At 38.1% G+C, this 23,610-nt stretch carries 21 protein-coding genes and 1 other annotated feature; of the genes, 2 read left to right on the plus strand and 19 right to left on the minus strand.

Going from position 1 to position 23,610, the window contains the following annotated elements; translation table 11 throughout:
• Nucleotides 1-86: 86 nt before the first annotated feature.
• From ilvD to NBX03_RS08765, 9 genes are all read right to left on the minus strand, one after another.
• The gene (ilvD, locus tag NBX03_RS08725; RefSeq protein ID WP_250227402.1) at nucleotides 87-1,763 is read right to left on the minus strand and encodes a dihydroxy-acid dehydratase; all 1,677 of its coding nucleotides are present in this window, start codon (nucleotides 1,761-1,763) and stop codon (nucleotides 87-89) included.
• 222 nt (nucleotides 1,764-1,985) lie between these two features.
• Complete coding sequence (gene ilvE, locus NBX03_RS08730; protein ID WP_250227403.1) at nucleotides 1,986-2,870, minus strand: branched-chain-amino-acid transaminase; 885 nt, start codon at nucleotides 2,868-2,870, stop codon at nucleotides 1,986-1,988.
• Between the two features lie 154 nt (nucleotides 2,871-3,024).
• On the minus strand, nucleotides 3,025-4,095 hold the full coding sequence (gene leuB / locus NBX03_RS08735) for a 3-isopropylmalate dehydrogenase (protein WP_250227404.1): 1,071 nt from the start codon (nucleotides 4,093-4,095) through the stop codon (nucleotides 3,025-3,027).
• Between the two features lie 19 nt (nucleotides 4,096-4,114).
• On the minus strand, nucleotides 4,115-4,609 hold the full coding sequence (locus tag NBX03_RS08740) for a 3-isopropylmalate dehydratase small subunit (protein WP_250227405.1): 495 nt from the start codon (nucleotides 4,607-4,609) through the stop codon (nucleotides 4,115-4,117).
• A gap of 2 nt (nucleotides 4,610-4,611) precedes the next feature.
• Nucleotides 4,612-5,871 (minus strand): 3-isopropylmalate dehydratase large subunit, encoded by a 1,260-nt coding sequence (leuC, locus tag NBX03_RS08745; protein ID WP_250227406.1) that lies wholly within the window; start codon nucleotides 5,869-5,871, stop codon nucleotides 4,612-4,614.
• 259 nt (nucleotides 5,872-6,130) lie between these two features.
• On the minus strand, nucleotides 6,131-7,723 hold the full coding sequence (gene cimA / locus NBX03_RS08750) for a citramalate synthase (RefSeq protein ID WP_250227407.1): 1,593 nt from the start codon (nucleotides 7,721-7,723) through the stop codon (nucleotides 6,131-6,133).
• 112 nt (nucleotides 7,724-7,835) lie between these two features.
• Nucleotides 7,836-8,864, minus strand: coding sequence for a ketol-acid reductoisomerase (gene ilvC / locus NBX03_RS08755; RefSeq protein WP_267134881.1), 1,029 nt, complete (start codon nucleotides 8,862-8,864; stop codon nucleotides 7,836-7,838).
• Nucleotides 8,865-9,212: 348 nt separating this feature from the next.
• Nucleotides 9,213-9,731 carry an acetolactate synthase small subunit gene (ilvN, locus tag NBX03_RS08760; RefSeq protein ID WP_323373222.1) on the minus strand — a complete coding sequence of 173 codons (519 nt, stop codon included), beginning with the start codon at nucleotides 9,729-9,731 and terminating at the stop codon, nucleotides 9,213-9,215.
• A 70-nt stretch (nucleotides 9,732-9,801) separates the two neighbouring features.
• Nucleotides 9,802-10,032: a binding site (T-box leader), on the minus strand.
• A gap of 179 nt (nucleotides 10,033-10,211) precedes the next feature.
• On the minus strand, nucleotides 10,212-11,072 hold the full coding sequence (locus NBX03_RS08765) for an NAD(P)/FAD-dependent oxidoreductase (RefSeq protein WP_250227409.1): 861 nt from the start codon (nucleotides 11,070-11,072) through the stop codon (nucleotides 10,212-10,214).
• A 166-nt stretch (nucleotides 11,073-11,238) separates the two neighbouring features.
• Here NBX03_RS08765 and NBX03_RS08770 point away from each other — a divergent pair, with 166 nt between their 5' ends.
• Nucleotides 11,239-13,416: a DNA topoisomerase III gene (locus NBX03_RS08770; RefSeq protein WP_323373223.1), complete on the plus strand. Its 2,178-nt coding sequence runs from the start codon at nucleotides 11,239-11,241 to the stop codon at nucleotides 13,414-13,416.
• 209 nt (nucleotides 13,417-13,625) lie between these two features.
• Here the strand turns inward: NBX03_RS08770 and smpB are convergent, their stop codons facing one another.
• The gene (smpB, locus tag NBX03_RS08775; RefSeq protein WP_250227410.1) at nucleotides 13,626-14,096 is read right to left on the minus strand and encodes an SsrA-binding protein SmpB; all 471 of its coding nucleotides are present in this window, start codon (nucleotides 14,094-14,096) and stop codon (nucleotides 13,626-13,628) included.
• 138 nt (nucleotides 14,097-14,234) lie between these two features.
• Between smpB and NBX03_RS08780 the strand changes: the two genes are divergently transcribed.
• Nucleotides 14,235-15,161, plus strand: coding sequence for a S41 family peptidase (locus tag NBX03_RS08780; protein ID WP_250227411.1), 927 nt, complete (start codon nucleotides 14,235-14,237; stop codon nucleotides 15,159-15,161).
• A gap of 91 nt (nucleotides 15,162-15,252) precedes the next feature.
• Here NBX03_RS08780 and NBX03_RS08785 read toward each other — a convergent pair whose 3' ends face one another.
• From NBX03_RS08785 to mutL, 9 genes are all read right to left on the minus strand, one after another.
• On the minus strand, nucleotides 15,253-15,417 hold the full coding sequence (locus NBX03_RS08785) for a hypothetical protein (RefSeq protein ID WP_250227412.1): 165 nt from the start codon (nucleotides 15,415-15,417) through the stop codon (nucleotides 15,253-15,255).
• A gap of 230 nt (nucleotides 15,418-15,647) precedes the next feature.
• On the minus strand, nucleotides 15,648-16,097 hold the full coding sequence (locus tag NBX03_RS08790) for a GerW family sporulation protein (protein ID WP_250227413.1): 450 nt from the start codon (nucleotides 16,095-16,097) through the stop codon (nucleotides 15,648-15,650).
• Nucleotides 16,098-16,112: 15 nt separating this feature from the next.
• A complete protein-coding gene (locus NBX03_RS08795) occupies nucleotides 16,113-16,946 on the minus strand; it encodes a DUF2953 domain-containing protein (protein ID WP_250227414.1) in 834 nt (277 codons plus the stop codon).
• A gap of 14 nt (nucleotides 16,947-16,960) precedes the next feature.
• Nucleotides 16,961-17,644 carry a TIGR01906 family membrane protein gene (locus tag NBX03_RS08800; protein ID WP_250227415.1) on the minus strand — a complete coding sequence of 228 codons (684 nt, stop codon included), beginning with the start codon at nucleotides 17,642-17,644 and terminating at the stop codon, nucleotides 16,961-16,963.
• 3 nt (nucleotides 17,645-17,647) lie between these two features.
• A complete protein-coding gene (locus tag NBX03_RS08805) occupies nucleotides 17,648-17,872 on the minus strand; it encodes a hypothetical protein (protein WP_250227416.1) in 225 nt (74 codons plus the stop codon).
• 413 nt (nucleotides 17,873-18,285) lie between these two features.
• Entirely contained in the window at nucleotides 18,286-19,257 is a 972-nt protein-coding gene (locus tag NBX03_RS08810; protein WP_250227417.1) for a putative ABC transporter permease, read from the minus strand.
• A 16-nt stretch (nucleotides 19,258-19,273) separates the two neighbouring features.
• Entirely contained in the window at nucleotides 19,274-20,560 is a 1,287-nt protein-coding gene (locus NBX03_RS08815; protein WP_250227418.1) for a methionine gamma-lyase family protein, read from the minus strand.
• Entirely contained in the window at nucleotides 20,557-21,519 is a 963-nt protein-coding gene (gene miaA / locus NBX03_RS08820) for a tRNA (adenosine(37)-N6)-dimethylallyltransferase MiaA (RefSeq protein ID WP_250227419.1), read from the minus strand. The genes NBX03_RS08815 and miaA overlap by 4 nt, the downstream gene beginning before the upstream one ends.
• Entirely contained in the window at nucleotides 21,520-23,409 is a 1,890-nt protein-coding gene (mutL, locus tag NBX03_RS08825; RefSeq protein WP_250227420.1) for a DNA mismatch repair endonuclease MutL, read from the minus strand.
• Nucleotides 23,410-23,610: the final 201 nt, after the last annotated feature.

Raw genomic sequence — 23,610 nt, forward strand, 5'->3', positions numbered from 1 at the left:
AGAAGGCACTCACTTAAAAATGATTTATAAGTATACGCTGATATCGTTTTTAAGTTCGCTGAATATATATTAATTAATTAGGGGCTTTAGTCATTTTTTAAAACTGCACCTGTATTTGCGCTTGTAACAAGCTTTGCATACCTTGCAAGATAGCCTGTTGTAATGCTGGGCTTTTTAGGCCTCCATGTCTTTCTTCTTTCAGAAAGGGTATCTTCGGATACATCAAGCTCTATGGTTCCTGCATTGATATCAATATTTATAATGTCCCCTTCTTCAACAAGACCAATATTGCCGCCTTCGGCAGCTTCAGGGGATACATGGCCTATGCTTGCCCCTCTGGAAGCACCTGAAAATCTTCCGTCGGTAATAAGAGCAACGTCTTTATCAAGACCCATTCCTGCAAGGGCAGAGGTAGGCGAAAGCATTTCTCTCATGCCCGGGCCGCCTTTCGGACCTTCATAGCGGATGATAACAATATCGCCTTTATTGATTTTACCGCCGAAAATAGCTTCTATGGCTTCCTCTTCGGAATTGTACACTCTTGCGGGGCCGCTGTGCTTAAGCATTTCAGGGGCTACCGCAGACCTTTTTACAACACAGCCTAAAGGCGCAAGATTCCCCTTTAATACGGCAATGCCGCCGGTTTCGGAATAAGGATTTTCAACTGGCCTTATAACATTTGGATTTTTATTGGAGAATTTCTCTATGTTTTCTCTTATGGTTTTTCCCGTAACCGTCATTAAGTCAAGGTTCAGAAGGCCTTTTTTCGCAATTTCCTTCATCACCGCCTGTATGCCGCCGGCAGCGTTAAGCTCTTCAATATGATGAGGGCCCGCAGGGGCAAGCTTACAAAGATTCGGTGTTTTTGCACTGATTTCATTGGCTATTTCAAGGTCTATAATGACCCCTGCTTCATAGGCAATTGCCGGAAGATGAAGCATTGAATTGGTGCTGCATCCCAGGGCCATATCGATTGTAAGGGCATTCATAAAAGCTTCTTCCGTCATAATATCCCTTGGCTTTATATCTTTTTTTAAAATATCCATTATGGCAAAGCCCGCTTCCTTGGCAAGCCTGATTCTGGCGGCGTAAACGGCAGGAATGGTTCCGTTTCCGGGAAGGCCCATGCCCAAGGCTTCTGTCAGACAGTTCATGGAGTTTGCCGTATACATTCCTGCGCAGGAACCGCAGGTAGGACAGGATGAATTTTCAAAATCTTTCAATTCTTCGTCGTCTATTTTTCCTGCTTTATATGCTCCTACGGCTTCAAATGTATTCGAAAGGCTTACTTCCGTAACATCTGTCACAGGGCCTACTTTTCCTGAAAGCATAGGGCCGCCGCTTACAAATATGGAAGGAATATTCACCCTTGCCGCCGCCATAAGCATTCCGGGAACAATTTTATCGCAATTGGGTATCAGAACCATCCCGTCAAAACCATGAGCCATAGCCATAGTTTCAACACTGTCTGCAATCAGCTCTCTGCTGGGCAGGGAATAGCGCATTCCCACATGACCCATGGCGATTCCGTCACATACACCGATGGCCGGAACCTCAATGGGTGTTCCGCCTGCGGCAAGGATTCCTCTTTTCACAGCTTCTGCTATGGTGTCAAGATGAATATGGCCGGGAATAACCTCGTTATGGGCATTTACTACGCCGATTAAGGGCCTTCTGAGCTCTTCGTCCGTATAGCCCATTGCCTTAAATAATGAACGGTGGGGAGTACGCTCCGAACCTGATTTTACTCTATCACTTATCATAAATATTCCACCTTTTTAATTTATACTAAGGGAGCTAAAAAAATTATGCAAGCCTGCGCCTGTAAATAGTTTTTAAAGCGAGCGCCTCCTTATGGCTGACAAAGAAGTTTCATCTTTATTAACTATAACGGTTTTTTGAGGTATACGGAAGCCAAGTATTCATCTAACTTCCGTATATCTGTACCGGCAATTATAGTAAATTTAAAGCCATGCTTTTATCAGCTACTGGTAAAGGTCTGTTCCGTTGCTGTTTCTGTATTCTCTGTAGGCATTGAGAAGCTTTTCCGTAATAGGTCCGCAAACACCGTTTCCGATTACTCTGTCGTCTACGTTTGTAACAGCTATGAGCTCCGCAGCGCTTCCTGTAAGAAATACTTCGTCGGCGTTATATACGTTAAAAAGGGTAAATTCCTTCTCGCATACTCTATAGCCTTCCTTCTCGGCAAGCTCCATAACGCATTTTCTTGTGATTCCGTCAAGAGCGCCTATGTATATGGGAGGCGTATAAATCACACCGTCTTTTATAATAAAGATATTGTCTCCGCTTCCTTCTGCCACAACGCCGTTCTGGTTAAGGAATATAACCTCATCGGCCCCTGCTCTGTTGGCTTCAATTACGCCGAGAATATTATTGATATAATTAAGGGATTTAATCTGAGGGTCAATGTTATTAGAGCTGTTTCTTCTTAAAGAGCAGGTCACAAGCTTAAGGCCTTTTTCATAAACCTCGTCGGAAAAAAGCTGTATATTGGCTGCGATGCAGATTATGGAAGGCTTAGGGCAGGATCTTGGATTAAGCCCAAGATTTCCCTTTCCTCTTGTAACAACAAGACGGATATAACCGTCCTTTAAATTATTTTTTCTGCAGCTTTCAAGAATGATTTCTGCCATTTCCTCTTTGGTCATGGGAAGATTCAGCATAATAGCTTTTGCAGCGGCAAATGCTCTGTCCACATGCTCCTGAAGCTTAAATACTCTTGAATTGTAAACTCTGATGCCTTCAAAGAAACCGTCTCCGTATAAAAGGCCGTGGTCAAATACAGATACTTTGGCTTCTGATTCCTTAACAAATTCGCCGTCTAAATATATTAAACTATCACTTGACATATTTTGCACCCCTTAATTTAATGTATTGTAAAGTTCCTTAAATAAGCTATGGAGTCTAAGAAAGCGTCAGCTTAAATAAAAAGGAAATTCCCAATAAGTTATATTTGTTCTCTATGTATAGGTTTGACAAGAGCATTTCCGTCAAACTATGAATCTATAATAAACCAGCTATTACATCGCCCATTTCTGAGGTCGAAAGAAACTTTTCGCCCTTTCCGGCAATGTCTTTTGTCCTATGCCCTGATTCAAGGGCCTTTTCTACTGCATTTTCTATTGTCTTTGATTCCTCTTCAAGCATAAAGGAATATTTAAGCATCATGGCCGCCGAAAGAATTGCAGCAACCGGATTGGCAATACCTTTGCCCGCAATATCGGGAGCGGAGCCATGGATAGGCTCAAACATTCCGAAATTGTCCTCGTTCAGGCTTGCTGAAGGGAGAAGGCCTATGGAACCAGTAATCTGGCTTGCTTCATCGGATAAAAGATCCCCGAACATATTTGTCGTAACAATCACATCAAACTGGCTTGGGTCTCTTACAAGCTGCATAGTGGCATTGTCTGCAAGCATGTGGTTAAGCTCTATATGAGGATAATCCTTGGCATATTCATTGACAATCTCTCTCCAGAAAAGAGAGGATTCCAAAACATTGGCCTTATCGATGCTTGTTACCTTTTTACTTCTTTTTTCGGCTATTTCAAAAGCCGTTTTCAGTATTCTTTTGACTTCTTTTTCAGAATACAGTTCCGTGTCGTAAGCGCATTTGCCTTTTTCCGTTTCTTTTCTGCCCTTCTCACCGAAGTAAATGCCTCCGGTAAGCTCTCTTACAACCATGATGTCGATTCCTTTATCGGAAATCTCATCTTTTAAAGGGCAAGCGTCTTTTAATGTTTTATAAAGTATTGCAGGGCGGAGATTAGCGTAAAGGCCAAAGGCGTATCTAAGGCCTAAAAGCGCTTTTTCCGGCCTTTTATCAAGGGGCATATGATCCCATTTATATCCGCCTACGGCACCCAAAATAATGGCATCGCTTTCTTTGCAAATATCCAATGTTTCCTTTGGGAGAGGTTCACCGAATTGATCTATGGCGGCTCCCCCTGCTATGGTATATTTAAAGTTAAATTTATGGCCGAACTTTTCACCTATTTTATGAAGAACCTTAACAGCCTCTTCCACGACCTCCGGGCCGATACCGTCTCCGGGCACAAGGGCTATATTATATTCCATAATTCCATCTCCTTTAAGGCTATGCCTTAAGATTTTCTCTGGTCTTTTGAATAAGGCCGCCGGATTTCATGATATCCTGCATAAATTCAGGAAAGACTTCGGATTTATACACTTCGTTTTTTGTGATGTTCTTTATTTCTCCGGTGTTAAAATCTATTTCAACTTCGTCTCCCTGTTCAATCCCTGCCGCAGCGGCATCACATTCGATGATAGGAAGACCGATATTAATTGCGTTTCTATAAAATATTCTTGCAAATGTATTTGCTATGACGCAGCCTACGCCGTTTTCCTTTAATACAAGGGGCGCATGCTCTCTTGAAGAGCCGCAGCCGAAGTTCTTCCGGCCAACAACGATATCGCCTTTTTTCACATTCTTTGAAAAATCAGGGTCGATGGGCTCCATAGCATATACAGAAAGCTCTTTTATATCTGTTATATTCAAATATCTTGCGGGAATGATAATATCCGTATCGATATTATCGCCGTATTTAAAGACTTTTCCTCTTGTTTTCATAGCTATACCTCCTCTGGATCAGTAATTCTTCCCGTAAGGGCAGAAGCGGCGGCAACGGCAGGGCTTGCCAGATAGACTTCCGATTCAGGGTGCCCCATACGTCCTATGAAATTCCTATTGGTGGTGGAAACGGCTCTTTCGCCCTTTCCCAAAATACCCATATGGCCACCCAAACAAGGGCCGCAGGTAGGTGTTGAAAGCACTGCCCCTGCTTTCACGAAAGCTTCTGCAAGGCCTTCTTTTATAGCCTGAAGATAAATATCTTGGGTTCCCGGCAGGATAATCACTCTTATGCCTTTTTTCACTTTTTTGCCCTTTAATATTTCTGCCGCGATTCTAAGATCGGATATTCTTCCGTTGGTACAGGAACCGATAACCACCTGATCAATTTCAACCGTTCCCACATTATCGATGGTTCTCGTATTATCCGGTGAATGAGGAAATGAAACCGTAGGCCTTAACTTCGATAAATCGATGGTATAAACTTCGTCATATTGAGCGTCTTTATCCGCTTCATAAATTATATAAGGTTTATCTGAACGTTCTTTTATGTATTCAATGGTAACATCATCAACAGGGAAAATGCCGTTTTTGCCGCCGGCTTCAATAGCCATATTACAGATGGTAAACCTGTCGTCCATGGAAAGATATTGTATGCCGTCTCCCGTATATTCCATGGATTTGTAGCGGGCGCCGTCTACGCCGATTAGTCCGATAATGTGAAGGATAATATCTTTTCCGCTTATCCATTTAGCAGGCTTATTGATAAGCTCGAATTTTATGGCGGAAGGAACCTTGAACCATGCCTTACCCGTTGCCATGGCGACAGCTAAATCCGTACTTCCGACGCCGGTCGAAAATGCACCTAATGCGCCGTAAGTACAGGTATGGGAATCGGCTCCGATAGAGGTATTGCCGGGGAGAATCAGCCCTTTTTCCGGTATAAGGCAATGCTCAATGCCCATTTCGCCTACTTCATAATAATTTGTTATCTCCTGCTCTATTGCAAATTCCCTCATGGTAAGGCACATCTGTGCGGTTTTTATATCCTTGTTGGGGGTAAAATGGTCTGGTATAAGGACCACCTTATCTTTATCAAAAACCTCTTCCACGCCTATTTTTCTAAACTCTTCAATTGCCATGGGAGCAGTAACATCATTGGCGTGGGCTAAATCGAGGCTTGCCTCTATAAGCTGATTCGCGCTTACCTCTTTTAAACCCGCATGGGCCGCCAATATTTTTTGGGTCATTGTCATTGCCATATAATCCACCTCTTTTTCTATATATAAGAACAAACATAACTTCTTCCATAGTAAAATAGCTTTAAGGCAGTAGCAAAATCCTATTTTTCATAAACAGCTTAACTATTATAAAAGCACTTATATTAAGCCATTTTCAGCCGACAAAAATGAAAGAATTTTTGTTGGCTATAGGGAAGCGTTCACCTGAAAACACTTTTTCAGGTCCACTAAGCATGAAATATACAGTTTTTGTTACTGTAATTAAATTATTTTACTATATCTATAAATACACCTTGAATTTCTCTTCAAAATCCTTAATCAGCTTATATTCTATGCTATCTACAAGGGCAATCCAGCTGGCCTCTATAATATCATCCGATACACCGACGGTAGTCCAGCTGGAAGAGCCGTCTGTGGACTCAATAAGAACTCTTACCTTTGATTCGGCGGCGGATTTTCCGTCTAAAACCCTTACCTTGTAATCTGTCAGGTGAACGTCCTTAAGCTGAGGATAGAATACCTCCAAGGCCTTTCTTAAAGCTTTATCCAAGGCATCTACCGGGCCCACCCCCTGAGCCGCGGTAATTTCCTTTTTCCCGTCTACAATTACATTTATAATAGCGCAGGCGGAAGAGCAGGAAGGCGCCAAAGGCCTTTCGCATATGGTTTTAAAGTTTACAAGCTCAAAAAGGGGCTTGTATTTTCCAAGGCTCTTTCTGATTACAAGCTCAAAGGCACTTTCAGCGGCTTCAAATTGATACCCCTGATGCTCAAGCTCTTTGAGCCTATCCATGATTTCTTTGGTTTTTTCCGAATCTTTTTCAAGGCTCGGGTCAATCTTTTGTATTTTTTTAAGTATTGTGCTTCTGCCTGAAACCTCGCTTGTAAGAAGCTTCCTTTCATTTCCCACAAGGTTCGGCTCAATATGCTCGAAGCTTCTTGAATTTTTAGAAACCCCGTCAATATGCATTCCGCCCTTATGAGCAAATGCTGCCTTTCCCACATAAGGCTCTCTTTCATAAAGAATCACATTGGAAACGTCCGAAACAAGCCTTGCCGTTCTGCTTAAATGCTGCATCTGGTCTGGGCTTATAACGGGATAGCCCATTTTAAGCTGCAAATTTGCCATTACAGTGGAGAGATTCGCATTTCCGCATCTTTCTCCGAATCCTGTAAAAGTCCCCTGAATATGTATAGCGCCCGCGGAAACGGCCATAATGGAATTGGCTACCGCCATTCCGCAGTCATTATGACAGTGGATTCCGATATCGGTTCTAAGTTCTTCTTTTACGGCAGAAGTAATTTCATAAATCTCCATAGGCATGGTTCCGCCGTTGGTATCGCATAATACAAGGCATTTTGCGCCGCCGCCCCTTGCCGCCTTTAAGCAGCTTATAGCATATTCTTTATTATTTTTATAGCCGTCAAAAAAATGCTCGGCATCAAAAATAACTTCCTTTTCTTTGTCGGTAAAAAAGCTTACCGTATCATAAATCATATTGAGATTTTCCTCAAGCTCCGTCTTTATAATATCTGTCACATGAAAATCCCATGTTTTACCGAATATGGCAACAGCTTCCGTATTTGCTTCAATTAAGGATAATACATTTTCATCGTCAAGAGGCGTTGTGTTTTTTCTTCTTGTAGAGCCGAAGGCAATAATTTTTGCGTTTTTAAGATTCAATTGCTTTACCTTCTTAAAAAACGCTAAATCCTTAGGGTTTGACCCCGGATTTCCTGCTTCGATATAATCTATGCCTATTTCGTCAAGGGCCTTAACTATTTTAAGCTTATCCTCAACCGAAAATGAAATCCCCTCTGCCTGCGCCCCGTCTCTTAATGTAGAGTCAAATAAAATTATTTTTTTATTCACATACACAACCCCCTTACTTATACCAATTCAATTTTATTCCTTCTGAATTTTTGAAGCAAAAGCACAAGTTCCAAATGCTTTTATAAAAAATTCAGCTTAACTTCGTATGTATTTATTTTTTTATCCAGCTCATCATCTTTCTAAGTTCTGCGCCTACCTTTTCAAGAAGGCTTGAACCTTCTATTTCTCTTGTGGCGTTAAAGGAAGGACGATTTGCCTGATTTTCAAGTATCCAGTTTTTAGCAAATGTTCCGTCTTGAATCTCAGATAATATTTTCTTCATTTCCTTCTTTGTTTCGTCGGTAACAATTCTTTTTCCTGTTACATAGTCACCATATTCAGCAGTATCGGAGATAGAATATCTCATGTATTTAAAGCCGCCTTCATAAATAAGGTCTACAATAAGCTTCATTTCGTGAACGCATTCAAAATATGCGCTTTCAGGCTGGTAGCCTGCTTCAACAAGGGTATCGAAACCTGCCTTCATAAGGGCCGTAACACCGCCGCATAATACTGCCTGCTCTCCGAAAAGGTCTGTTTCGGTTTCCTCCTTGAAAGTAGTTTCAAGAACACCGGCCCTCGCTCCGCCGATTCCAAGGGCATAGGCAAGGGCAACGTCCTTGGTATCCTCTGAAGGGTCCTGATGAACGGCAACAAGGCAAGGAACGCCTCTTCCCTGAACGTACTGGCTTCTAACGGTATGTCCGGGGCCTTTCGGAGCAATCATAAATACGTTAACTTCCTCAGGAACTACAATTTGTTTAAAATGAATATTAAAACCATGAGCAAATGCAAGATATTTGCCTGCTGTTAAATTAGGAAGAATGCTTTCCTTGTAAAGCTTCGCCTGCTTTTCGTCATTTACAAGCATCATGATAATCTGACATGCTTTTGCAGCATCTTCTGCAGTCATTACTGTAAGACCTGCTTCTTCGGCTGATTTCCATGATTTGCTTCCTTCGTAAAGACCTACGACTACATCAATGCCTGATTCCTTTAAATTAAGCGCATGGGCATGGCCCTGGCTTCCATATCCTATAATACCTACCTTTTTCCCTTGTAAAAGTTGAACGTTGCAGTCTTCCTGATAGTATAATTTTGCCATTTTTATTTCCTCCTTGTATTTTGAATAAAGCTTAATATGTACTTTATTAAGCTATTTTTATAAATTTCAAATGGATATTGAGATATTTACGGATTAATGATATTTGTTTTGACGGTGTATATAAGAGATCGGTTGATTAGAGAATATACAGCCCATTTGTTTTTATTCCACTGTATAGTAAATTTGCTTTTCTTCCGCGGTAAGTTACAACTCCAAGAAGGCATAAAATCAAGGAAAAGCAAATTTACAACTTTACTGTTTTACTTTAATTCGAGTATAAACATTTGGCTTTAGAGGGCACAAAATAAGAGAAAATCAAATTGACTATGCCGCTGTTTTATACGAATGCAAGTATACCTTTAATTGAAAAATATATGAGCTTATTTAGTATATTGAGTCTTCCTCTTCCTCTATTGAAAGGCTGCCTCTTCCGAGCCCTGCAAGGCCTGTTCTTGCTATTTCCTTTATTCCGTATCCGCTTACAAGCTCGCAGAAGGCTTCAATCTTGCTCTGGTCCCCTGTGATTTCAACGGTTATGGTTTCCGAGGAAACATCAATAATATTTGCCCTAAATATATCAACAATGCCTACAATCTCTGTTCTCGTATTGTTATTTGCTTTGATTTTTATAAGGGCCAGCTCTCTTAAAACCGATGTGTTTTCCAATAGCTCAATAATTTCAATTACATCCACCAGCTTTTCAACCTGGCGTGTAATCTGCTTTATCGCTTGGTCGTCGCAAATCGTTGTCACGGTGATTCTCGTAAGCTCCCCATTGCCTATGACCCCTGCACTGAAGCTTTCTATGTTAAAACCCCTTCTTGTAAATAATCCTGATATTCGGCTTAGGGTGCCCGCCTGATTATTCACAAGAATTGACAATATATGCCTTTTCAAATTCATCACCTCTCCTGCTTTTAATGCTGAAACTTTTATATTTAGATTTTTGTATAAAAAAACTCGCTCCTACGTATGTAGGGGCGAGGTATATTCGCGGTACCACCCTATTTTGCCTTCGTTTAAAAGACATCTTATCAGGTTCTATCAAACCCTTGCCTGTAACGGGGCGTCCGTCCTTCCCTACTTAGATATGTTCAAGAAGGATGCTCGTGAGGGAGAATTTTATGGGCTGCTACAGGCTTGCACCAAGCGCCTGCTCTCTGAAAACAGTTGGCATAAAACTAAACTCAGTCATTGCATTTGATTACTTAATCACTTTCTTTTAGTGTTTAAGTTTTTGAAATGTTATCAAACATTCTAGCAAAATGTTTATAAAAAGTCAATGAAAATAATTCACATGATTTTCAAATTTATCGGAGAGTTTTTAGCATTTTTATCTAATTGCCTGTATATAAGATTTAATAAGCGATTTAAGCTTATGATTTAATTTTTAGAACTGCTTTGCCTTAAATACCTGTCGGCCTGCTGAGCAGCTATAAGGCCCTCTCCTACGGCATTACTTATCTGATAAGGCCAGCCTGTACAGTCACCGCAGGCATAGACGCCTTTTAAATTCGTTTCCATATAGCGGTTTACGACAATCATGCCGTCTTCCACTGCGATTCCCGGAAGAAGGCTGTTTGCCGGGGTAGATTCTTTTACAAAAAATGCGCCGCTGCATTTGATAGGGCCTTCGCTTGTATCAAGGGCCTCTACGAAATCGCCGCCTTTTACGGAAACAGGCTTTGCCTTTAATATCTTAACTTTAGAGTTTATATTGGAAGGCTCTCCATATAGAGGAATAAAATAAGTATTTCCTGCAATATCCGCAAGAAAATTCACGTCTTCCTCAGCCTCTTTTATCTCTCCGACTACCACAACGTCCTTATTTCTATAAAGCATTCCGTCACAGGTTGCGCAGTAGCTTACGCCTCTGCCGAGGAACTCTTCTTCGCCGGCTATTTTCTTTCCCTTTTTTATGCCGGTAGCTAAAATTACGGTTTTAGCCTGATAGAAGTCATTTTCAAAATTAATGCCGAAAAAATCCCCCATATCAAGAACTTGAAGAACGCGGCCTTTTTTTATCTCTATTTCCTGATTTTTAGCATGGTTAAGAAATGAGTCCAGCATTTCTTTTCCTGTCATTTCCGGCATTCCCAAATGGTTATTTACTTTTTCCGCCCTGTATAAAAAGCTCGTTTCAATTCCCCTTGTAAATACGGCGGCATTTCTGTTTCTCGCTTTTAAATTTATGGCAGCGGAAAGCCCTGCCGGACCTCCGCCTATTATAATTGCGTCGTACATGAAAGCCTGTCTCCTTATTTTTTATTTATATTTAAGGATATTATAATATATTTTTATATGCTTTGCTACATTAAGAAATTTATTCTGCCGAAATCCGGCAAGCTAATTGTGCTAATCTATGATAAATTATGTTATACTATAAAAAAACAAAAAGGTGATTAAAATAATGAAATCATTAATTATAGCAGAAAAGCCCTCTGTGGGACGGGATATAGCAAAGGTTTTAAAATGCAATAAAAAAGAAAACGGCTTTATGGAAGGCAATACTCATATTGTTACATGGGCCTTAGGGCATCTTGTAACCTTGGCAGACCCTGAAGCCTACGATGATAAATATAAGTCCTGGGATATAGACCATCTGCCCATCATTCCTGAAAAGCCTGAGCTTATCGTAATAAAGCAGACCTCTGCTCAGTTTCGGACAGTAAAGGCCCAAATTGGCCGAAAAGACGTTTCGGAAATCATCATCGCAACCGATGCAGGCCGTGAAGGCGAGCTTGTGGCAAGATGGATTCTTGAAAAAGCCGGCAATAAAAAACCTGTAAAAAGGCTGTGGATTTCTTCCGTAACTGACAAGGCTATTTTAGAAGGCTTTAAGAATTTAAAAGACGGGAAAAACTATATTCCTCTTTATAATTCCGCAAAGGCAAGGGCCATTGCCGACTGGGTAGTGGGCATCAATGCCACAAGGGCATTAACTGCAAAGCATAATGCTCAGCTTTCCTGCGGAAGGGTTCAGACCCCTACCATAGCCATTGTAAACGCTAAAGAAGAAGAAATCAGGTCCTTTAGGCCGAAGGATTACTACACGATAAAATTGAATTATAAAAACACCGATTTTACTTTAAAAAATAAAGACGGTTCCTTTCGTATCTTTGATAAAAATTACGCCGACGGGCTATTAATCACTTTAAAGGGTAAAGAAGCCGAAATAAAATCCATTGATAAAAAAAGACATTCTTTGAAAGAATCTGGGCTTTATGATTTAACTTTGCTCCAAAGAGATGCCAACAGGCTTTTTAATTTTTCAGCCAAAGAAACATTAAATATTATGCAGTCTTTATATGAAAGGCATAAAGTCGTAACCTACCCCAGAACAGATTCAAAATATATCTCTCAGGATATTGTGCCCACGATACCTGAAAGGCTTAAGGCAATACGTTTCGGCGGATATAAAAAGTTCGTGGGAGAAATTCAGAAAAACGGCATAAAGGTAAGTAAATCCTTTGTAGATGATTCAAAGGTTTCCGACCACCACGCCATAATACTCACAGAGGAAGCTGCAAATATTTCGGATTTTACCGATAAGGAAATGAAAATATATGATCTTATAATTAAACGCTTTCTTGCAGTCTTCTACGCCCCTTATGAATATGATGAAATGACTGTAACAGCTTCTTGCTCCGGTGAAACTTTTATAGCAAAGGGCAAAAATATAATTTCCTTAGGCTATAAAGAAATTTACGGAAAAGAGCTTAAAGAGGAAGACAGCGAAAGCGATTTAAAAGACCAGCTTATGCCAACCTTTGAAAGAAGCGAAAAATTCACCTTGCAAAGATTGCAGATGGATACAGGAAAAACAAAGCCTCCTGCCTATTTTACCGAAGGAACTTTACTTGCCGCCATGGAAAATCCAAAGGCTTATATAAAGTCTTCCGATAAGGAAATATCAAAAACCCTTACGGAAACGGGAGGCCTTGGAACCGTTGCAACGAGAGCCGATATCATCGACAAGCTTTTTTCAAACTTCATGCTTGAAAAAAGAGGAAATTCCATATTTGTAACATCAAAAGGAAAGCAGCTTCTCAGTCTCGCCCCTAAGGATTTGAAAACCCCTGATTTGACAGCCAAATGGGAACTTGAGCTTAATAAAATAGCCGAAAATAAGCTCAATAAAGATGTATTTTTAAGCGAAATAAACGAATATACGAGAAAAATAATAAAAGAAATAAAAACCTCCGACGGAAAATTCCGCCATGATAATATTACAGGGAAAAAATGCCCGGAATGCGGGAAATTTCTGCTGGAAGTCAATGGGAAAAAGGGTAAAATGCTTGTCTGCCAGGACAGAGAATGCGGATACAGAAAATCCATATCCTTTAATTCAAATACAAGATGCCCTGAATGCCATAAAAAAATGACAATTACAGGAGAAGGCGCAGACAGGAGATATATCTGCTCCTGCGGATTTAAAGAAAAGGTAGACGCCTTCCACGAGAAGAGAGCATTAGAAGGAAATAAGATGTCTAAAAAGGATATTGATAAATACCTGAACAAACTAAATAAAGATGAAAAGCCGGAAAATTCCGCAATCGCCGATGCCTTAAAGGGGCTTAAGCTATAGATATAGTAAATTTAAAGTTAAACAGCAGCAAAGCCGTATATTCACACAGGCTCAAAAATGTACCGTTTCCGAAGGAAATCCGTGTTTTTGAGCCTGATGGGAATAGGCTTTTGCTGCTTCTTTATATGAAATTTACTATAAATCACAGGATTATATCATCTAAATATTTAAAAAGGTTATGCCTAATTGGCATAACCTTTTTTATGATTTTATTGAAGATTTCTAATTTTAAATTCCTTTTCAGCCTGTCGTTTCACATCTTTTTTCGCAATGGTTTCTCTCTTGTCGTAGAGCTTCTTTCCCCGGGCTATGGCAATGTCTATTTTCACAAGGCTTTTAAGAATATAAATCCTCGTAGGTACTATTGTAAAGCCGTCGAGAGCAACGGCCCCCATAAGCTTATTGATTTCTTTTTTGTGAAGCAGAAGCCTTCTTTTTCTCAAAGGGTCCTTATTGAATATATTGCCGTGTTCATAAGGGCTTATATGCATGTTATATACGAAGGCTTCGTTATTTTCTATTTTTACGAAGCTATCCTTTAAATTGCATTTGCCTTGCCTTAGGCTTTTTACCTCTGTTCCTATAAGCTCTATTCCTGCTTGAAAAGTTTCCTCTATAAAATATTCATGATATGCTTTTTTATTTTGTGCTATTAATTTTACTCCTGTATTCTTAACCATATTTCCTCCGAATTAAAAGACTTAAAAGTAATTGTTGTAAATGCATGTACTAAAGATTATTATATAAGTATGTGCTTTTAGTTTAACCTGTTAATAATTATATTACCATCTTTAGATAAAATAAACAATGGAGTGATTATGATGAAATCAAGAAATCTTTTCTATACAAATGAGTATGAAAAAAAATATAAGCGTTTAAGAATTATTTTCATTGTTTTATTGATTCTTTTCGGTATCTTTATTTATAAAAATATAAACTATATATTGTTTAAATATTTTGTTTCATATAATTATGCTTATACCGACGCTTTAGACAATGTCTATATAGACGCTCTTGGGGAAGATAACTTTAAATCTTATGCCAAAAATTTCGATGAAATGGTGATTGCCGTTGTATCCGACCATATAGGGGACGCGGCGGAAGACAGGTATACGTATCTCTATACCCCAAGCCAATACAAAGATTCAAAGGAAAAGACTAAAGAAAAGGCTGAGGAAGCTGAAATTAAAGAGCTGAATGAAGATACCGTATATCTGTATTTGCCTAATATGTCTAAATACACTACGGAATTTGCAAAGGAAAATAAAGAAAACTATCAAAATTATAAAAATATTGTAATAGACCTTAGGGATAACACCGGCGGAGCGCTGGATCCTACTTATGAGCTTTTGGATTATTTTCTTCCCAAAGGGAAACTTATGGCAGCAGAAAATACCCGGCTTTTTCTTACCAGCAGAAAAATAAAATCCAAAAACAATACTTATTTCGAATATGAAAATATAATCTTACTTGAAAATTCAAACACTGCAAGCGCCGCCGAAACATTCATAATGGCCCTTAAGGAAAATCTCGATAATGTAACCGTCATGGGAGAAAAGTCTTTTGGAAAAGGAATCGGTCAGTATACCTTGTCATTAAAAGGCGGCTACGCTGTAAAAGCCACAGTAATGGAGCTTGAAACTCCTTCCGGCAATTCTATCCATAAATCTGGAATAGAGCCTGATGTAAAATATGTAAGAGGCGATGTAATTAAAAAAGCCTTAAGCTATATTAACAGCAAATAATTTATCATAACTAAAACCTAAAAAGACAGTGCATATAAAAGCGCTGTCTTTTTACGTCTGCATACTCTTTGATTTTTTTGCTTACTCAGAGTTAAAACATATCCCTTACATCTTCCATTAAATCTTCTGCCTTTTTAAGCGCATTTTTTCCTGATCTCATTGCGTTTCTTCTGCTTTTCTTATCGCTCATGCCAATAGCGGCGGCAGCTAAACCCATAAGAGAACCAGCTATAATGCCCCTTGCAAATCTATTCATAATCAAAACCCTCCTTTTTAAATTTTCGATAATAGTATTTGTTTATTGCTTAAAAATATACTTTATTAAATTTAACAAATTTGGGTCTTTGGGCGCTTACTAAGATTTGTGTGTACTTCTATTAATGGGTTTTTATAAAGAGAATTTTTAAATTAATCCTTCTTAAAAACCTGTTATTTTTTTAATATAGTAAAAGGCATTACTATATTAAAGCAACGCCCTTTCAAAACTTATTCTTCAATTTCTCTTACGATAGTCTCTTTAATGATTCTTTCCTCCGGTTCGCTTTCTGATTTTTTTCCATCGTCTTTCAAATTTTCTTTATCTCTGGGGGTGAAAATGCTTCCCAGATTAAATTTGCTGACGATTCCCGGAGCCATATCTATGAGCTTACTTACCGCATCTTGATTTTTAACATTCACAAGCTGAACGGTATTATCTTTAATTACGATTACTGCGGAAGGCGTTATTTTTGCTCCCAAGCCGCCCATGTCGGAATTCTTTTTATCTTTTTCGCTTCCGTTTACTGCCCCTGCGGCTACGCCGAATATGACGTCAACAAGAGGAAGCATTATGGTTCCTCCTATATTTACAGGCTCGCCTACTACTGTTTTTGTAGATACAAAATCGTCCATTTTGCTGAATAAAGTTTCAAGACTGTTGTTTAAATTATTGTCCATTATTTACACCCTTCCCTATAAAAAATATTTTTTCACCAGTTTCCAAACAGGCTTTTTAAGTACAAATCTAATAAATAAAATACATAATCGTCCTAAATATATATTACCTTTAGAATCAATGGAAAGATTGATTTTTTCTTCCTGAAAATCGGGCGTTACCTGAATATAATAGGGCTTTTTTATCCATGCGTTAAAAACCGACAAAGCGCCTATAGCATATGCCGTATGATCAGGGCTTTCAAAGCCTATTCTGCCCTTTAGAAAGAAAATTTTAACTTTAAAGGTTTTTAAGGATTTTTTCAAAAAATCCTTCCCTAATCTAATCAGCTCATCTCTATCAGGATAGTTATAATAGTATTTGATTTTTTCCACTATATTATTTATGGTATTTATAATGCCTGAAGACTCGGAAGCATCTTCAAGGTCAATTTCTATATCTTCTGTTTCAGTATCTACTGATTTTATATCTTTTTCTGCTGTTTTTTTGCTTTTTTTATGGGCTTTTTCACTTTTTTCATTAAGCTCAGGTTCTTTTACAATGTTTTCTTCTTTATTATTTGATGGTGTATCTTCTTCTTTGATTTTTTTAATTTTTTTTCTTTTTCCAAGACGAATACCCATGATTTTAAATTCACTTTTTTTGTCATTTTCTTTATATTGAAATTTAAAAGAAAGTAGCTTAAAAAGCCAGCTTAAATATAAGGTAAACTCTTTATTCTCATCATATATCCCGAATGTTTTATATCTTATCGGAACTGCTATAAATAAAATTCCTGTTGCTAAAATCAAAGAGATTAAGCTTATGAATATTATAAATATTATTTTCAATATTAAAAAAATAACAGTCATTTAAACGGCTCCGATCAATTTTTACTTTTTCTAAGCTTAAGAGCTACAGCCGAAAAGAACACAAATAAAAAGGATATAAAAAGAAATAGGCCCCCTACCGCCTTAAAAATATCAATAAAAAAGTTTAAAGGGACAATATTGATTAAAAGGTCCTGCTGAGGGTCAAGTATCCATAAGTCATTACTGAAAAACATTTCATGAAAAGCAGTAAAATTACTATCAAAATCCCCAACAATAAAGATAATTGACAAAAGCCCTATAGCCATAATAGAAGTTAACCCAAAAATCCACGCTCTTAAATAAGTATCCAATGTCTTCTTGTCGGAAAATATAAAGGCGCTGAAAAATGTAATCAGAAAAATAATAAAGCTTATTTTTCTTACAGTAAAGCCAATATTAAAAAGCAATTGCACATCGACCATATGCTGCTTTTCCTTTTCATTGAAGAATTCCCTGTTTTCTCCGTTTATATAGGAATTTATAACAAGGTCTTTACTTTCTCCTTTCATATAGGAAAAAAGCTTTTCCGTAACATTTTTAAGGTCAAGCTCCGATATGCCTATGGTCTCGTAAACATTATTTTTCTCATATTCATATTTATAGAAATTATAGCTGAATGTAGGAATTTCTATAGCAGAACATAAGATTAAAATAATGAGAGAAAGCGTATTTATAAAAGCCAATGGATATTTAAACATATATCACCCGTTAATCATATTAGTTTTAAAATCATCAAAACAATTGTATCTTGCGTAATACTCTCCCAAAATATTTGCAGCTGATTCTTTACGGTCTATGCCGTCTTGAGAAATGCCTATTACCAAAAGCTCTTTGTTGGAATAAAAGGGCTTTGTTATTTCAATGCTGTGGTAAATCTCTATTAAATTCCTGCTGTTTTTATTTATGCAAATAAGATAAACGCCCAAACAAGGGATATCTTTCTTAAGCAAATCCAGCGTAGCTGAACTTTCTTTTATTCTGGGGCTTATATATAAATTATCTGAAAACTCTATAAAAATCCCCTCCCCTTAATAATACCCTTCTCCCTTAAAACAAATGCTTTCTGAGAGAATAGAAAACAACTCTTTTAAGAAATTAAATAATTTCTTACTTTATTATTTACTATAAATGGTAAACTTAGCATATACCATTTGTCAAGAAAAATAAAGGCTTGTCCATGCGTATTTTATACTCAGTTCACTTTTATCGCTAACAAAGTTATTTCCGAATTTGTTAAGGATAAAAATAAGTTTATACTACAGAAGAAATATAGATTTTACATAATATACTTACTCTCATGTAAAATCTATATTCTAAATTCAGTAAAGTCAATATTTATTTAGTCTTTTTTATTATCATCTTCCTTTTCTCTTCTTTTTAAACCTATGCGTTTTTTAAGGGCCTTAAAAGACTCTATATTTTCGAAAGGCTTAAAATTAGGAAAGGCGTTTAAAATTCTTCGCTGTACGAAAGTATGGGTATCGATTTTATTAAGGTATTTTGTTTTCTTTTCATTGATGCTCTTTATAATTTCAGAAATCCTCTGGTCATTGTATATTTCATCTGCAACAACTTCTTTTGCTTCCTTCCACTTTTCCATTATAGCGGACATATCAAGCTCCGAAGAAACAAGGCTTTCAAGTCTGTTACGGAAATCATTTTTAAGATTGCCGTACTTCTCAATAAACTCTTCTGTTTTCGTATAAAAATGAGTTTTAATAAACTGCTCTTTGATTTCTCCGCCTATGCTTGAAAGCTCCGCAAGTATTTTTCGAAGGCTTATGAGATTGTATATGGTAATAAAGGTATCTACGGTGACAACCGCTATAAACATATATATTACTATATTGGCTTTTACAGGGTCCGCCTTTGATATAATTTCCGTTAAAAACGGAACCACCCATTGCATCATTACTACGCATAATGCGCCCCAGCAAAGAGAAATGGATAAACAGACCCGGCCTTTAATATTAAATCTTTTATAGCTGTAATCCCACCATTTTGCCTTGAAAAGGCCTTCCAAAAGTGCGGCAACAACATATTCTAAAACGGAAGCCAATATAAGACCCCCAAAAAACAAGGCAATTGCATTGTCCTTTATGCCGTCCAAAAAGATGATGATTGTAACCATTCCCGTCCCGTATATAGGGCAGATTGGCCCGTTGAGAAAGCCTCTGTTGATAAATTTCTTTTCAGCATAAGAGCAGCGGCAAGTTTCCATTATCCAGCCCATAAAGCTGAAAATAATAAAATAAAGCGCAAGGTAATATACATTATGATTTAAAAATGTGTAATTATTAAGCATCCACATATACTTCCTCCAGAAGCTATAGTTTTATAAGATGATCCCTTAACATATTATTTAAAGCGATAATGATGCCGTTTTTACCGTGCTGATAAGTAAGCCCTCCCTGAAAAAAGGCGGCATAAGGCGGCCTTAAGGGACCGTCTGCACTGAGCTCTATACTGCTTCCTTGAATAAATGCCCCTGCTGCCATGATAATATCGCAGTCGTAGCCGGGCATGGCCCATGGTTCCGGCGAAACATAGCTGTCTACGGGAGCTGCAGACTGTATTCCCTTGCAAAAAGATATGAGGTTTTCAGGATTATCCATAACTACCGCCTGAACAATGTCTGAGCGCTCCGCATCATAAGAAGGATAAGCCTTAAATCCAAGTCTTTCTGTAAAGGCAGCAGCAAAAACCGCATTTTTAAGGCTTGCGGAAACCACTGTCGGAGAAAGGAAAAGCCCCTGTAAAAGCCTTGAAGTAATGCCCAATGAAGGGCCTGCTTCCTTGCCTATGCCGGGAGCGGAAAGCCTGAAGGACGCATTTTCAACATACTCTCTTTTTCCGCAGATATAGCCCCCTACGGGAGATATACCGCCGCCGGGATTTTTAATCAAAGAACCGGCAATCATATCAGCACCTAAATCGCTGGGTTCAATTATATCTACGAACTCTCCGTAACAATTGTCTACTAAACATATAATATTATTATTAATATTCTTTATAAGCTTAATGAGCTCTCCTACTTCTTTAACAGAAAGGGAGTTTCTTAAGGAGTATCCTCTGGAACGCTGTATGGTAACAAGCTTTGTTTTTTTGCTTACAATTTTTTGTATTTCAGTATAATCAGGATGGCCCCCCTGATTTAAAGGAACTTCTTTATAAATAATACCGTTATCGATTAAGGAGCCTCTTGTTTTATTGATTCCTATAACCGTACGCAGGGTATCATAAGGTGCGCCGCAAATAGATATAAGCTCGTCTCCTGATTTTAAATTTCCAAAAAGGGCAAGGGTAAGGGCATGAGTTCCTGAAATAATTTGGCTTCTTACAAGGGAGTCCTCCGTATTAAAGACATCGGAATAGATGGCTTCCAAAGTATCTCGCCCAATATCATTATAGCCATATCCTGTACTGCTGCTAAAATGAATATCGCTTAATCTATTTTTCTGCATTGCATGGAGAACCTTAAGCTGGTTATATTCTGCTCGTTCGTCTATTTTTTTATATATTTCTGAAAGGGAATCTTCAATTTCTCTTGCAATCCTGAGAAGCCTTTCGTCAATGGCAAATTTATCAATTAAGTATCTTTCGGTGCTGGTCATTTTATAATACCGTCCTGTTTTATTATATTAATTACTTCATTTGTCAATTCATTGATATCTTCGTGTTTTAATACATCCAGCCAAATAGCTTCATTCTGATGCTTAAACCATGTAATCTGCCTTTTGGCAAAATGCCTTGTACTTTGTTTCAGGGTATCTACGGCTTCTTCTAAAGTGCATTCACCGTCAATGTATCTTATGATTTCTTTATAGCCTAACCCCTGCATAGAAATAAGAGACCTGTCGTAGCCCATATGAAGAAGGCCGTGAACTTCTTTTACAAGACCTTCTTCTATCATTTGATCCACTCTTTTATTAATCCTGTCATAAAGAATATCCCGATTCATATGAAGAACAAACATAAAATCATGATATGCTTTATCACGGCTTTTTTCGTTTTTATTGTGTTCTGAAATTTTAGTGCCCGTTTCGTGATAAAACTCTAAAGCTCTTATCACTCTTTTTATATTGTTAAAATGAATTTTTTCGGCAGCTTCCGGGTCGACTTTAAAAAGCATAGTATGGATATATTCTTTTCCCTTTTCTTCTGCAAGGGTTAGAAGATGATTTCTATAAGAATCATCAGCTTCCTTTTCCGCCGAAGAAAAATCCGTGCCATAAAGAAGAGCGTTAATATAAAAACCCGTCCCCCCTGCAATAATCGGGATTTTTCCCCTTTCGGAAATATCCTTTATGGCATTTTCAGCCATTTCCTTAAAAATAGCTACAGAAAAGGGCTCGTCCGGATAAAGCACGTCAATAAGATGGTGTTTTATTTCCGAAAGCTCCTTCTCGGAGGCTTTTGCGGTGCCGATATTCATATATTTATAAACCTGCATGGAATCTGCGGATATAATTTCACCGTTAATTTTTTTAGCCAGCTCAATAGCCAAGGCGGATTTTCCCGAAGCCGTAGGCCCAGCTATAATTAGGACGGACTTTTTTTCTTCTGAATTCATTTACTGTATCCTTTTAAACATTTTTTCTATTTCGTATTTTTTAAGCTCTATTACCGTAGGCCGTCCATGAGGGCAGGTAAATGGATTTTCAAGCTTTAAAAGCTCATCTATAAGATTTTTCGCCTCCATATAGGAAAGCCTGTCGTTTCCCTTTACGGCAGCTTTACAGCTCATCATGGCAACAGCATCTATTTTAGTATCGTATACATTGTCAAGCTTTGAGCCTTCCTCCGAAAGCATGTCTATAATATCCATAAAAAACTTAGGGCTTGCAGGGTCTTTTAAAATAAAAGGTACTGCCAAAAGAGCAAAGCTTTCATCGTCAAAGGCCTCTATTTCAAATCCAAATTCCTCAAAAAGCGCCATATTGTTCATAAGAACTTCCCTTTCTTTCTGAGATAAATCTACCCCTAAAGGGCTTAGAAGCCTTTGAGAAATAATATCCTTGGATTTAAACTTTTTCATAAGCTTCTCAAATAAGACCCGCTCGTGAGCCGCATGCTGGTCTATGAGAAAGATGCTTTCGTTCTGCTCCACAATCCAGTATGTATTAAAAAACTGACCTATAATCCTGAAATTATTAAAAAAAGGCTTAACATAGGGTTCAGGTGCAGGCTTTTCATTTTCCTCTTTAGAGGAATAGTACTTAGGCTGAGCTTCTCTTACAAAGCTTCCTTCCTGCTCTTTATTTTCTTTGTAAATATCCTTTACAATTTCACTGATGTTTATGGAATGCCGGGGCTTTTCTTCTTTATAATAGTCTGCTTCTTTTTCGTTATTATCAATATTTAGTAAGGGGCTGTTATAAACTTTATTATTATCTTTATGATAATTCTCAATTTGATAAGAGCTTTCGGCAAAAGGATTTTTCGTGGTTTTAACCTCGTAGCTCGGTATTAGGTTCTCCTTTTTTAAGGCAGTATCTACCGCCTCAAAAAACAAATCAAATATCCGTCTTTCGTCGCTGAATCGTACCTCAAGCTTCGTCGGATGAACATTGACGTCTACTAGCCTTGGGTTTATGGTAAGGTTCAAAACAAAAACGGGAAACTTTCCTATAATTATTTTCGTTTTATAGGCTTCTTCCACGGCAGACTGAATAATATCTGATTTTATAAAACGGCCGTTAATAAAAATATTACCGTAGCTTCTGTTGCTTCTGTTGATTTCAGGGTGGCAGATATAGCCTTCTATTTTAAAATCGTCTTTTGAATGCTCTACTTTTATAAGCTTTTTAGCCACGTCCTTACCGTATACGTTGAATATAACAGTCTTTAAGTCGCCGTTTCCGTTGGTATATAATATTTCCGAATCATTTACAACATACCGGAAGGAAATATGAGGGTGGCCTAAGGCTACTTTGTTCATAATATCCGAAATATAGCCGCTTTCAGTTCCCGGCTTTTTCAAGAATTTGCGCCTTGCAGGCGTATTGAAAAATATATTTCTTACCTTTATGGTAGTTCCGTCGACAGCACCGATATCCTGCTCGGCCGTTACTTTGCCGCCTTCTATTTCAAGGCGCTTTGCCGTAATCTGAGAAGGAGTTTTTGTAATAATCTCAATTTGTGAAACGGAAGCAATAGAAGAAAGCGCCTCTCCTCTGAAGCCTAAGGTCATTACCCTTTCCAAATCGTCCATGTTTGAAATTTTGCTTGTGGCATGGCGCATAAAGGCCGACAAAACCTCATCCGAAGGAATACCGCCTCCGTTATCGCTTACCCGTATGAGGGAAATACCCCCTTCTTTGGTTTCGACGGTAATGCTTTTGGCTCCTGCGTCTATGGAATTTTCCACAAGCTCTTTTACTACGGAGCTTGGTCTTTCCACCACTTCACCGGCAGCTATTTGGTTTATTATATTGTCTTCCAATATCCTTATATTATCCATTTTTTACCTCAATTAATCCTTTATGGTAAAATTAGTTAAAAACTACTTTACCCTGCATTGCTACTGAATTAAGCCTTAGAATTAAACATTACAACTATGTATAGTAAATTTTTTATAAAGCAGTAACAAAAACCAATTCTTTAAAAACATAAAAATACGGATTTCCTTCAAAAGCAGTACGTTTTTGAGTCTATAGGCATA

This window comes from Anaeropeptidivorans aminofermentans (assembly GCF_940670685.1).
GTDB classification, from domain to species: Bacteria; Bacillota; Clostridia; order Lachnospirales; family UBA5962; genus Anaeropeptidivorans; species Anaeropeptidivorans aminofermentans.